The following is an 11,801-nucleotide window of genomic DNA, read 5'->3' as shown; positions in this document are numbered from 1 at the left end:
ATACTTTCCTCATGATGCGGATGATGTGGGTCGGCGTGTTCGCGGTTCTTGCGCTCACTGGTTGCAGTTCGGAGGCGTCCAACTCGTCGAGCGAGGCATCGGCTCCGTCCACCTCGGCGACGTCTTCCACAACAGCGAGGGCGGCTACGACTGCATCCTCGGTTCCCGCCCGCCCCTCCGACGCAGCGGATAGACCACCGGTCGCGACGCCGAAGCAGTCCCCAGAGCCGGTGCCCGAGGGAGTAAATTCACCTCAGCTCGCGACGCCGCCCACATCCCCAGAGCCGATGCCGGCACCGGAGGCGAATGTGGCTCTACCGCCGGAAGGAACGGATATGCCGCATGGCGAAGCGTTGTACCTCGACATCTGTCAGCGTTTTCTTCCCGCGATCGATGCGTTGGAGTCGACAGGCGCAGCTAGCCGGGAACAGTCCGTCGTGGGGATGAGAGGAAAAATGGAATCGAATCCGAGCTGGTCGACGGTGTCGGTAGAGGATCAGCAGGAAATTGAGCGCGGACTCACCGCCGCTGGAAACGGAAGTTGCTGAACGCAACTGCCGCTTTCCAGCGCTTCGACCGCTGGGCCCACCCGTCCTCAGACGTGAAGACGACGGACGAACAGTTCGATGTTCTCCCGCACTCGCTCCGCACGTTCTTCGGGAGTGAGGTTCTCGCGGTATCGATTTCCCAGCGCTGGGGTCTTCTTACCTCTCGCGTACAGCGAGCAAGCGAGGTCGGTGCACATGTACGTGCCGATAGTGTTGCCACGTCGACCTGATTCACCGACTTTTTTCGCCGTCATCAGCGACACGTTTCCCCTCGAATGCGTGGTCGTACATATCGTGCACATCTGCGCACGATCGGATCCTGTTGTCTCGTAACGCAATGCGATCCCAATGACACCCGCTGGACGAGGAACGACGAGATAGCCTCGGCCAGCATACGAGCTATCGGTCCATCCGAGGAAATCCAGCTCCTCCCAACGTTTTTCGTCGAGGTCACGCGGAATGCTCATGCGCTTCGTGTCGCCCTTGGAACAATTGACGAACGATGCACGTATGTCCTGTTCGGTGACAGAGTCCATGGTGATATCACTCCTTGGTAAGTGTCGGCCATTGTTCGAGTGCGTGGTGAAGCACGTCGAGCACCCTTGTCCACGAGTCCTCGGATTCTCGCGGGGTGTAGGCGAAGCCGCCCGCAGTCTCGAGCGCGATGAAACCGTGAAACGTACTGCCCAGCAGCCGGACCGCATCGGTCTCGTCCGGTTCGGCGAGAGCGTAGGCACGCAAGACAGCACGCGACATGACAGAATGCCGTCGGGCATCACTGGCCACCGCCACGTCCGGGTCGAGCTCGAATTGCGTCGAAGCGTAGCGACCCGGATGCTCCCTGGCGTAGTCGCGGTAGGCGTTCGCGAAGGCGACGAGTGCGTCCTTGCCCGCCCTGCCGGCCAAGGCGTCGGAGACACGGTCTGCGAGCTCGGACAACGACGCCACGGATACCCGCTGGCGTAGATCTCGCAGGTTCTTTATATGCGAGTACAGGCTCGCGTCCTTGACGCCGAACGAGCGTGCCACGGCGAGCACTGTCACGTTCTGGAAACCGATCTCGTCGGCCATGTCCGCCGCCACCTCGGTCAAGCGAGAAAGCGTCACCCCTGCGCGTGCCATCGAATTTCCTCCAGCCTTGCCAGCACAGCTATTTAGCTAGCTGCCCTAGGAATAGTAGAGTAGTCCGACGCTTTATGCCACCAATTTCGGGAACCGTGGTTGCAGGTGATGAAGGCACAAAAAAACTCCCCACCTGCGAGATGCAGGTGGGGAGTTCTGGCGGTGGCGGAGGGATTTGAACCCTCGGACGGGGGTTACCCGTCACGCGCTTTCGAGGCGCGCTCCTTAGGCCGCTCGGACACGCCACCGCGGAAAACTGTACCGCAGTGGCGGCGCGACACTAAATCGCCAGCTCAGCGTTGGTGGATCAGTGTCCGGTGAGCTTGTCCTTGATGTTGGAGGCTGCGTCCTTGACCTTTTCCGCGCCATCCTTGACTGCGGAAGAGACCTGATCGCCCTTGCCCTCGTTCTCGAGGTCTTTGTTGCCTACGGCCGAACCGGCAGCTTCCTTTGCCTTGCCGCCGAGATCCTCGGTCTTGTTCGAGATCTTGTCGTCGAGTCCCATTAGTGCCTCCTAGGCAATGGAGTTACCGAGCGCGGGTGCCGCGCCCCTTGCTATAGGGGTTTATCCAATGGGTGCGGGCGCCAAACATGAGAAGTTCATAAGCGTTCGCGGGCGAAGAATTCACGCAGGATGAGACCGCACTCCGCTTCGAGAATCCCACCACGGACTTGCGGTCGGTGAGTGAGCCGCCGGTCTCGAACGACATCCCACAGCGATCCGACGGCGCCCGTCTTCGGTTCCCACGCCCCGAAGACCACCCTTCCAACACGAGCCAGGACCAGCGCTCCGGCGCACATCGTGCAGGGTTCCAGGGTCACGGCCAGTGTGCACCCCTCGAGCCTCCACCCATCGCCGTGCACCGCAGCGGCCGACCGCAACGCCAGAATCTCGGCATGAGCCGTCGGATCGCCGGTGGACTCGCGCGCATTCGCGGCACGGGCCAGTTCGCGTCCGTCGGCGTCGAAGATCACTGCGCCGACCGGAACGTCACGATCGGACGCATCCCCCGCGGCGGCCAGTGCCGCACGAATCAGATCCTCGTCGACCACGCCGGACTACCGGGGAAGCTTGTCCAGAACGGCCGCGAGTTCGTCGGGGAAGCCGAGTCGCTCTGCGATCGAACCGAGCTGCTCGTCAGGATAGAGGTCGGTTTCGGCCACGATGATGCCCAGGACCGCCTCAGGCAGGCCTAGATCGGCCAGCAACGCAAGATTGCCCTCTTCCCAGGGCTCGATGTCATCGAGGTCATCCGGGTCGATATCCGGGATATCGACGTTGAGTGCGTCGAGCACCTCGGCAGCGATGTCGTAGTCGATCGCGGCGGTGGCATCGGAGATCAGCAGATGCGTGCCCGACGGCGCGGGCCGAAGAATGACGAAGAACTCGTCGTCGATGTCGAGTAGCCCGAATACGGCACCCGAACTGCGCATCTCCCGTAGTTCGGTTTCCGCCGCCGACAACGACGTCAGTGCCGACATCGGTAGCGGCGTCACTCTCCACTTGCCGTCTTCCCGGACGACGGCAACGCCGAAGCCGTCCAGGTCGTCGTAACTGTTGTCATCCGGACCGTCGTCGTTCTTCGCCTTGGCGGAGTTGTTGCTCCCGCGCTGTGCAACCATGCGCGCAACGGTAGTCGTGAGGACCACCGAAAATGAAGTCCGCCGTCAAGAGGCCGTTGGGAGAGGTGTGTCAATCTGTTCTGATGACTATTGCTCCTGTGTGCGTTCTCGGACTCGGCCTGATCGGTGGATCGGTTCTGCAAGCTGCCGTTCGAGTTGGTCGGACCGCATGGGGATACAACCGGTCCGCTGACGCGATCGCCGGTTCCGTCGAAGCCGGCTACGACACCGATACCGATCTGGCCGCGGTGCTCACCCGTGCCGCCGAGACCGGTGCGTTGATCGTCATCGCGGTCCCGATGCCCGCCGTCGATGCAATCCTCGCCGCAATTGCAGAGCATGCGCCGAACAATGCGCTCACCGACGTCGTCAGCGTCAAAGCCGAGGTAGCAGCGGCGGTGTCACGGTGGGGGTTGTCCTCGCGGTACGTAGGCGGGCATCCGATGGCCGGCACCGACCAGTCGGGTTGGTCCGCTGCCGATCCGGAACTGTTTCGCGACGCAGTCTGGGTTGTCGGCGTCGACGACGCCGTCGATCCGGAGGTGTGGCGTGAAGTGGCGTCGCTGGCACTCGAATGTGGTTCGGTCGTCGTACCCGTCGAAAGCGGCGAGCACGACCGCGCTGTCGCTCGGATCTCGCATCTTCCGCATCTCCTGGCCGAGACGCTCGCCCTCGTCGGAGCCTCCGGCAGCCCGCTGGCGTTGAGTCTGGCAGCAGGTTCGTTTCGTGACGGAACACGCGTCGCGTCGACGGCACCGGCTCTGGTTCGTGCGATGTGCGAGGCGAACTCCGTCGCCCTCACCGACGCTCTCGACGAAGCGCTCGACGTGCTGACCCGGGCCCGTGAAGAACTGGCGACGGACGGGTCGACACGCACGCTTGTGACAGCCGGGCATCGCGCGCGCACCCTCTACGAGGAGCACCAGCGATTCGACATTACCGGCATCGAACCAGGTGATGATCAGTGGCGTGAGAAATTCGGCTCCGCGGGAAGAAGAGGCGGAGTGATCCGTCAGATCCGCTCGGCAAGCCCCGGGTAGTCGAGTACGAACCCGTCGGAATCGACCTTCAACGTGGATGTCGAGACCGGTGAGAGGACATGGATGCCGTCGGCGCCACTGCTGTAGGTGAGTTCGGCTTGCTGGATGGACAGGTCGAGCAGGTTGACGTAGATAACAGGCAGCTGCACGTCGGAGGCATCGGTGTGCAACTCGAGCCGACGGATCGGCAGCGTATTGAAGAACGGGCTGAACACGACGTCGACATCGAGCGCACCGTTGTAGGTGGACCGCTGATGATTGGACGAATTCTCGATCATCCAGTAACCCTCGTCATCGCGACTCACCGAAGCCTGCTTCTCGCCGCCCGCAACGAATGTTCGCAGCGAGAGCCTGCGAGTGATGCCGTTTTCGTCGGTCACCAGGTCGTACGACGCGCTGAATGCGGGATGCTCCGCGCAGGCCCCGCCGATGATCCGGCCGGCTGCTTTGATGCGGTTTCCGCTCAGTTGGACGCGTACCGACTCCATGCGGGGAGCATCATGTGCCCGCCACGTCAGGACGGCGGGGAATGCCTGCGTCGACGAACCTCTCGAGTCTCGAGTGGAGCCCGCGGAAGGACTTGTATTTGCTGGGGGGGAAACGCGTTGTTCACCCGGGGCTGGAGTGGTCACCCGACTACGGTAAGCGACAGAGACCCCTGTAGAACAAGCGGTGGCGATTTTTCTTCTTCGAGTCCGGCTGACGCACTCCTACTTCAGCCGGTTTCAAGCGTCGTAACCCCACATTTCAGGCACATTCGTGGTGGTGTCGATTACATCGAACCGGATGTTCGAAACTGCTCACTTTCACTAGGGTTGTCGTCGTGACTGCAGGTGACTTCGATTTCGCGCACTCCGAGCAGGCCTCGAAAAGTAGACGGGACAAGGCGACAGCTCTCGCACGCTTCGTCTGGGAACGCGGCATCGACGCCGAGGAGCTTCTTGGGTTGACCGACGCTTCTCGACGCAAGCTCGCCCGTGCAGCCGACATTTCTCCACCGAGCACGATGGAGACGTGGACCATCGCCGCCGAGTTGGTGGACACCAAGCGCGCGTGGGCGCTCGCGAACCCGAACCACCCCGCGGCCGAGCCGAAGCATGCCGACGAGAAGATCATGTGGGTGAAACCGCCCATCACGCCATGGACCTAGGGCGAGCCGGAGCTCAATACTCCTCGAACGCGGACGCCTGCGCGCGTTGCGTGGCGGTGGCCTGAGAATTCAGCCCTGCACACCAACTCGGATACACCCGGAACCCACGCTTGCCCGGCCATTTCCCTGAGGTGATGGCGAGTTCGGCAAGATGCGCGCAGGTGAACCGAAACACGCCGCGTCGGCCCCGCTGTTCCACGAAGACAAGCAGGCCCGCGGCGAGATCGTCATCACCGAACGGCATCGTCGTTCCGTCCGTGTCTCGCTGCCAGAAGCTGACGAAAGCGCCAGGCTTGGTCGGAGTGTTTCGCGCAGTCCGGATATGCCACGCCTCGTCGCAGATCTGGGCAATGCCCGACTCGTAGTCACTGCTGTGCACCTCGGGTGTAACCGCTGCAGTCAGCCCCACCTCGGCTGCATAGGCCTCGAACGCACTGAATTGCACGAAGCCAAGCTATCTCACCCATCACCACTGCCCGAGGACGCGCACTCACTGGACGAGGCTGGTTTCCCACGCATCGTGCAGTTCGGCGAACCTGCCTTGCCGGGCAATGAGTCGATCCGGAGTCCCATCCTCGACGATGTTGCCGTTCTCCATCACCAGGACGCGATCGGCGATCGCAACTGTCGACAAGCGGTGCGCGATGATCAACGCGGTCCGCCCCCGCAGAATTGTTTCGAGGGCGCGCTGGACCAACCGCTCGCTCGGGATGTCGAGGCTCGAGGTCGCCTCGTCGAGGACGATCACCGCTGGCTCGGCGAGGAACACTCGGGCGAACGCGACGAGTTGCCGCTGCCCCGAACTGAGCCTGCCCCCTCGTTTGCGGACGTCGGTGTCGATTCCGTCGGGAAGTGTGGCGATGAACTCCGTGAGCCCGACGGCATCCGCAGCTGCTCGCACATCCTCGTCGGTGGCGCTGGGCCTGCCGAGTCTGATGTTGTCGGCGACCGAGCCGGAGAAGAGGAACGACTCCTGGGTCACCATGACGATGTGCTCGCGCATGTTCTCGTCGTCGAGTCTGCGTAGGTCCACTCCGTCGAGGCTGACCGTACCCTCCGTCGGATCGTAGAAGCGTGCGAGAAGCTTTGCGAGAGTCGACTTTCCTGCACCGGTTGCGCCGACCATCGCCACGACCTGGCCAGCCGGTACGTGCAACGAGAATTCCGGCAGCACCACGCGGTCCGTGTTGTACGCGAACCGAACATGGTCGAAGTCGATGTCTCCCTGGGCAGAGCGGAGCAACACCGGATCTTTCGGCGTCGGCACCGACGGCTCCTCCTCGAGCACTCCGGAGATCTTCTCGAGTGCGGCCGCAGCGGACTGATACGAGTTGAACACCTGCGCCAATTCGTCCAACGGTCCGTAGAAGCGGCGCAGATACAGCACGTAGGCGGCGAGCACGCCGATATCCATGTGTCCATTGATCACTCGGTAACTGCCGAACACCACGATGATCACGAGCGAGAGATTGCCGATCCACCGAACGATGCCGGTGTAGCTCGCCATTCCGCGCAACGCGGCCGTCGTCGCGTCTCGGTATTCACTGTCCTCGACCTCGAGGATCGCATCGTTGCGCTGCTCCCGGCGGAAGACCTGCACCGCGCGAATGCCACCCATCGACTCGACGAAATGAACGACGACCTTCGCGATCGCTACCCGTGTGCGTCGATATCCGGTGCGCTGCCTGCGCTGCGACCACCGCGTCACCAGAACCAGCGGAACGAAGCCTGCCAGGACCACAAGTGCAAGCGGCACATCGAGATACACCAGAATGACCGCGATGGTGACGATCGACAGAACTGCGGACAAGGCGTCGTTCAAGGCACTTTCGAGCAACGTCTGCAGCGATTCCACATCGCTGGTCAATCGCGATATGAGCCGGCCAGAGGTGTACTTCTCGTGGAACGACAAGCTCAGCTGCTGCGCGTGCCCGAACACTCGTTTACGAAGATCGAACAGAATCGCCTGACTGAGCCGCCCGGACACGATCAGGAACGTATATGTGGTGATCGCACCGAGAACACCGAATCCGATGTACCCCAGCACCGTCCACACCAGCGGCATCCAGCGACCGTCCTGTGCAGCGGAGATACCGTTGTCGAGCGCGTACGCGATGAACAGAGGACCGGCGACGAACGCCAGGTTGTCCACGATGATGACCGCCAGCGCCAGCAGCGCCTGCTTCTTGTACGGGCGAACCAACGACGCCAACAGTCGACGAGACCTCGCCGCCAGAACCAGGTTTCCCGTCGAATCGACATCGGAATCCTCGTTGCCGACGCCGCGCCAATCACCGACTTGCTGCTGCTCAGCCATCGACAGATCCCGCTTCGATCGAACCCATCACGTGGCGGTACTTCGGCGACGACGCCAGAAGGCGCTCGTGCGTTCCCTGTTCCACAATTCTTCCGTTCTCCAGATACAGCACTCGATCCGCGAGCGCCGCAGTCGACGGCCGATGCGCGACCAGCAGCGTCGTGGAATGAGTCAGGACGCGCCGTAGATCGTGTTGGACCAAAGCCTCGGTGTTGACGTCCAGGGCCGAAAGTGGGTCGTCGAGGACCAGAATTCGCGGTTTGCCGAGCACCGCACGCGCCAGGGCCAATCGCTGACGCTGCCCACCGGACAGGCTCATTCCCTGTTCCCCGATTCGAGTGTCCAGCCCCCAGGGCAGCTGATCCACGAACTCGACGGCATGAGCGATCTGCAACGCTTCCTCGACGTCGACATCCGATGCGCCCGGCCGGCCGAGCGCAATGTTCTCGCGCACGCTCGCCGAGAACAGGACCGGATCCTCGAACGCCACCGACACCACCGACCGCAGGTCCTCGAGTGCCAACGTCCTGATGTCGATACCGTCGATGGTGATCGCACCCGCGGTCACGTCGTACAGTCGCGGCACCAGATTGGTCAGCGCAGTCTTCCCACTACCAGTCACCCCGACGAGCGCGACCGTCTCACCCGGTTCGATCCGGAAATCGACATCGGTCAGCAGCGGTGCCGACGCGTCGGGAAACGTGAAACCGACGCCATGGAACGCCAACGCCCCGTGCAGGTCCTTCGGAAGCGGCACCGGCGCAACAGGTTCGCCGATCGTCTCGGGTGTGTCCATGATTTCCCAGTAGCGATCTGCGGCCGTGCGTGCATTGTTCAGCTCGGCGAGCAGGAATCCGAAGGATTCGATCGGCCACAGCAGAAAAGACACGATGGCCATCGAAGCGACCAACATTCCTGCTGTCATCGTGCCCGCCACGATCGAGTAGGTACCGAACGCGAGCATCAACCCGATTCCGAGCGGAGGGATGCCGACGATCAGCGACCACAAGATCGCGAGATATCGAACTTTCCGCAGTTCGGTGCCCCGCAGCGTCGCCGCTTCGGAAAGGAACCGACGACCCAGATGCGCGCTCCGGCCGAACGCCTTGAGCACCCGGATGCCCTGAATGGATTCCTCGACGGTTGTCGTGACGTCGCCTGCCTGATCCTGCGCATCGCGCGCGAGAACGCGATAGAGCGACTCGAACCGCGCGCAGATGATCACCAGGGGAACAGCTGTCACGGCCATGATGAGACCGAGCTGCCAGGACTGCACGAACAGAACGCCCAGCCCGACGACCAGCGTCACCGTGTTGATGATCAAAAAGGGGCCGATGAAGGCGACGAACCGTCTCAGTGCCGACAGGTCCGCTATCGCGCGAGAGAGCAACTGGCCGGACTCCCAGCCTTCGTGCGCGGACACCGACAGCCGCTGCAACTTCTCGAAGACGGTTGCCCGTGCAGAAATTTCGAACTGACTCGACGGCCCCGACACCAGATAGCGCCGAATCCAGATCCCCACGGCATCGATGGTGCCCAGCAGCAGGATCAATGCCGCAGGCCGCCACACGCCCGCCACGTTGCCCTCGGTGATGGGGCCGTCGATAATGCCCTGGATCACCAGTGGAATCGCCAATCCAGTGAGAGTCGCCACCAACGACACCGCAATCGAGACGAAAAAGTACCACCGATACGGTGCGATGAACGGCAGAAAGCGGGCCAACGAACTGCGTTCGTCAGGAATCGAGGACGACGACTGGACCGTCCCTACCTCGGGCTCGAGCACACTCGTGGACACTGCGAAACTCCTTCGGACTGTTGGAGGAATGGTTTCACTCCACAGTCCTTCGACCAACCGATTTTCGGGCCGCCACATTCCGCGGCCGGGGACCTCGTACGCCTTACCGTGCGCCTGGCCTAACCTGTCGGAGGTCTCGAGTAACCTTCTGTATGAATTTTGTTCTCGATCAGTTCCAGTAGCCACAGAAGGGTGCCCGTGAGTTCACGATCGATGGTCGGGCTGTTCGCCGGGATCGGCGGGCTCGAGTTGGGGCTTTCGGAGCAAGGGTGGTCGACCGAACTACTGTGCGAGATCGACCCGGGGGCACAGGCCGTTCTCGGGGCTCGATTCCCCGATACTCCAGTGCACGGTGACGTGACGAAGTTGCGATCGTTACCTTCGGGCACCGAGTTGGTCGCGGCGGGATTCCCTTGCCAGGACCTGTCTCAGGCCGGCCGGACTGCGGGTATCACCGGGTCTCGTTCCGGGCTCGTCGACGAAGTATTTCGGCTCGTCAAACGACGCAACGGTCCGCGTTGGCTCCTGATCGAAAATGTCCCCTTCATGCTGCAACTGAGCCGGGGTGCGGCAATGCGTCACATCACCGATGCGTTGTCCGATCTCGGCTACATGTGGGCCTACCGCGTCGTCGACGCTCGGTCGTTCGGGCTTCCGCAGCGGCGCCAGCGTGTTTTGATGCTGGCCTCGCGCACCGAGGATCCGCGAGAGGTGCTGTTCGGTCAGGACGCCGGTCCCGTGCCCGAGGGCGACCCGAGTGAGCAGCCGTGTGGTTTCTACTGGACCGAGGGCACCCGTGGGCTCGGTTGGGCGATCAATGCCGTCCCGACGCTCAAGGGCGGATCTTCGATCGGCATCGCCAGTCCACCTGCCATCCGGTTGCCGTCTGGGGAGATCGTGACGCCGGGCATCATCGGCGCCGAGCGCCTGCAGGGCTTCGACCCCGATTGGACGGCGCCCGCGCTGTCGCTGCCTGGGGTACGGGCCGGCCATCGGTGGAAGCTCGTCGGCAACGCGGTCAGTGTGCGGATGGCGTCGTGGGTCGCCTCGCAGCTGGATCGGCCGGAGCCGCACGACGATTCCGAGGACACCCCGCTTCTACCTGGGCAGGCTTGGCCGACGGCCGCCTGGGGACGCAACGGCTCTTCGTTCCGAGTCCACCGAACCACCTGGCCGGTGCACGAGCCGTACGAGAATCTCAGCGACTTCCTCGACGACTCTCGGCTGCTGTCCGCCAGGGCCACCGCGGGCTTCCTCAAGCGCGCGAAAATGGGCAACCTTCGATTCGTTCCGGGTTTCCTCGACGACGTGGAGAGCCACCTCGACCGCATGGGCGGGCACCCCACACCTCGCGCCGCATGAGCGATCACTTGTTTCCAGACCCTCCCGCGCTGGCGCGGCCATTGACGTTGGCCGGGGCCAAGCCATCTCCGAGCGCAGACCGCAGCGACAAAAAGAACTACGCCCAACGCTTGTCGAACCATCTCGCGCAGACGGTGGCCGACGCGTTGCGGCCCCACTATCCGGGAATCACTCCCGACGCGATGGGGATGGGCCAGGAAGCGCAGGTCGACGTCGCAAAAGGCCGTAAAAGACTCGACGTCAAGGCGCTCGACCCGACGCTGGGCCTGATTCTGTGTGTGTCGATCAAGACCTACAGCTTTCAGGACTACAGCCCGAGGACCGGCAAGTTGGGGCGTTGGACCAAGAACATCGTCCGAAACGACCACGAACTGCGCGGTGAGGCGATGGTGTTGCATCAGCGCCAGCCGTACAGCGTCCTGATCGCGGTCATGTTCGAGCCCCTGTCGACGTGTGATGACGGAGATCCGGCGAAGGCGAGCGACATCGGCAAGTCCTCGTTCGCGCATCATGTGACGACGCTGTCCAAACGCTCCGGTCGCGGAAAACGTCCGGTCGTCGGCGGGACCGGGAAAATGTGGGTCGATCTGGGCGCCGAGGACACGCGTTACGACCTGTTCGAGAAGGTATTCATCGGCCTCTACGAGCCGGACGGCCCTGATCGCGGTGAGGTCCGGTTCTTCGACGTCGACGAGTCCCCACCGCGGAATGGACGTCCTTCCGACGCCCAGACATTGTCGTTCGAAGAGTTCGTCGCACTTGTGCACGGCGAGGTCGAGCGCAGAAACCGATTCGCGCCCACCTGGTCCGAACCCGAAGACAGCGAAGACAGCTAGTTCAC

At 62.7% G+C, this 11,801-nt stretch carries 14 protein-coding genes and 1 tRNA gene; 5 read left to right on the top strand and 10 right to left on the bottom strand.

Translation table 11 applies throughout. The annotated features are described in order from the left end of the window. Positions 1–11 precede the first annotated feature (11 nt). On the top strand, positions 12–548 hold the full coding sequence (locus O1W68_RS06970; protein WP_269302162.1) for a hypothetical protein: 537 nt from the start codon (positions 12–14) through the stop codon (positions 546–548). A gap of 47 nt (positions 549–595) precedes the next feature. Here the strand turns inward: O1W68_RS06970 and O1W68_RS06965 are convergent, their stop codons facing one another. From O1W68_RS06965 to O1W68_RS06940, 6 genes are all read right to left on the bottom strand, one after another. Continuing rightward, entirely contained in the window at positions 596–1,084 is a 489-nt protein-coding gene (locus O1W68_RS06965) for an FBP domain-containing protein (RefSeq protein WP_269302160.1), read from the bottom strand. A 7-nt stretch (positions 1,085–1,091) separates the two neighbouring features. Further along, complete coding sequence (locus O1W68_RS06960) at positions 1,092–1,670, bottom strand: TetR/AcrR family transcriptional regulator (RefSeq protein WP_269302158.1); 579 nt, start codon at positions 1,668–1,670, stop codon at positions 1,092–1,094. Positions 1,671–1,827: 157 nt separating this feature from the next. Further along, positions 1,828–1,918 (bottom strand) — tRNA-Ser (locus O1W68_RS06955). A gap of 59 nt (positions 1,919–1,977) precedes the next feature. After that, positions 1,978–2,175 carry a CsbD family protein gene (locus tag O1W68_RS06950; RefSeq protein WP_269302156.1) on the bottom strand — a complete coding sequence of 66 codons (198 nt, stop codon included), beginning with the start codon at positions 2,173–2,175 and terminating at the stop codon, positions 1,978–1,980. A 95-nt stretch (positions 2,176–2,270) separates the two neighbouring features. Beyond that, entirely contained in the window at positions 2,271–2,723 is a 453-nt protein-coding gene (locus O1W68_RS06945; RefSeq protein ID WP_269302154.1) for a nucleoside deaminase, read from the bottom strand. A 6-nt stretch (positions 2,724–2,729) separates the two neighbouring features. Continuing rightward, a complete protein-coding gene (locus O1W68_RS06940; RefSeq protein ID WP_269302152.1) occupies positions 2,730–3,293 on the bottom strand; it encodes a tRNA adenosine deaminase-associated protein in 564 nt (187 codons plus the stop codon). 83 nt (positions 3,294–3,376) lie between these two features. On the opposite strand from O1W68_RS06940, the gene O1W68_RS06935 reads away from it, so the two are divergent. Next, entirely contained in the window at positions 3,377–4,333 is a 957-nt protein-coding gene (locus O1W68_RS06935; protein ID WP_269302151.1) for a prephenate dehydrogenase, read from the top strand. On the opposite strand, the gene O1W68_RS06930 is transcribed toward O1W68_RS06935, so the two are convergent. Continuing rightward, positions 4,306–4,821: a putative glycolipid-binding domain-containing protein gene (locus O1W68_RS06930; protein ID WP_269302148.1), complete on the bottom strand. Its 516-nt coding sequence runs from the start codon at positions 4,819–4,821 to the stop codon at positions 4,306–4,308. The two genes, O1W68_RS06935 and O1W68_RS06930, sit on opposite strands and share 28 nt — an antisense overlap. Before the next feature lie 335 nt (positions 4,822–5,156). On the opposite strand from O1W68_RS06930, the gene O1W68_RS06925 reads away from it, so the two are divergent. Continuing rightward, positions 5,157–5,483 carry a hypothetical protein gene (locus tag O1W68_RS06925; protein ID WP_269302146.1) on the top strand — a complete coding sequence of 109 codons (327 nt, stop codon included), beginning with the start codon at positions 5,157–5,159 and terminating at the stop codon, positions 5,481–5,483. Between the two features lie 13 nt (positions 5,484–5,496). Here the strand turns inward: O1W68_RS06925 and O1W68_RS06920 are convergent, their stop codons facing one another. Genes O1W68_RS06920 through O1W68_RS06910 form a run of 3 tightly spaced genes read right to left on the bottom strand, consistent with a single transcriptional unit; the run spans position 5,497 to position 9,598 of the window. Further along, the gene (locus O1W68_RS06920) at positions 5,497–5,928 is read right to left on the bottom strand and encodes a MepB family protein (protein WP_269302144.1); all 432 of its coding nucleotides are present in this window, start codon (positions 5,926–5,928) and stop codon (positions 5,497–5,499) included. Between the two features lie 45 nt (positions 5,929–5,973). Further along, complete coding sequence (locus tag O1W68_RS06915; RefSeq protein ID WP_269302142.1) at positions 5,974–7,800, bottom strand: ABC transporter ATP-binding protein; 1,827 nt, start codon at positions 7,798–7,800, stop codon at positions 5,974–5,976. Next, positions 7,793–9,598, bottom strand: a complete 1,806-nt coding sequence (locus O1W68_RS06910; RefSeq protein ID WP_269302140.1) for an ABC transporter ATP-binding protein — start codon at positions 9,596–9,598, stop codon at positions 7,793–7,795. Before O1W68_RS06910 ends, O1W68_RS06915 begins: the two co-directional genes overlap by 8 nt. 213 nt (positions 9,599–9,811) lie before the next feature. Between O1W68_RS06910 and O1W68_RS06905 the strand changes: the two genes are divergently transcribed. Then, a complete protein-coding gene (locus tag O1W68_RS06905; protein ID WP_269302860.1) occupies positions 9,812–10,960 on the top strand; it encodes a DNA cytosine methyltransferase in 1,149 nt (382 codons plus the stop codon). Next, on the top strand, positions 10,957–11,796 hold the full coding sequence (locus O1W68_RS06900; protein WP_269302138.1) for a hypothetical protein: 840 nt from the start codon (positions 10,957–10,959) through the stop codon (positions 11,794–11,796). The genes O1W68_RS06905 and O1W68_RS06900 overlap by 4 nt, the downstream gene beginning before the upstream one ends. Positions 11,797–11,801: the final 5 nt, after the last annotated feature.

The sequence above is a fragment of the Rhodococcus sp. H36-A4 genome, from assembly GCF_027158005.1.
Lineage (GTDB): Bacteria > Actinomycetota > Actinomycetes > Mycobacteriales > Mycobacteriaceae > Rhodococcoides.
Note: the sequence above shows the minus strand (reverse complement) of the source record. Positions and strands in the feature narration are given on the sequence as shown.